This window comes from Bacillus sp. RHFS10 (genome assembly GCF_016757475.1).
Taxonomy (GTDB): domain Bacteria; phylum Bacillota; class Bacilli; order Bacillales; family Bacillaceae; genus Bacillus; species Bacillus subtilis_G.
Map to the genome: position 1 here is coordinate 1 of NZ_JAESPO010000041.1, position 213 is coordinate 213.

General features: G+C 54.9%; 1 rRNA gene. It reads left to right on the forward strand.

The window, feature by feature from the left end:
• Window positions 1-213 (forward strand): 16S ribosomal RNA (locus JMN17_RS22215); the annotation flags it as partial.

Genomic DNA, 213 nt, shown 5'->3' on the forward strand with positions numbered 1-213 from the left:
GGAGAGTTTGATCCTGGCTCAGGACGAACGCTGGCGGCGTGCCTAATACATGCAAGTCGAGCGGACAGATGGGAGCTTGCTCCCTGATGTTAGCGGCGGACGGGTGAGTAACACGTGGGTAACCTGCCTGTAAGACTGGGATAACTCCGGGAAACCGGGGCTAATACCGGATGCTTGTTTGAACCGCATGGTTCAAACATAAAAGGTGGCTTC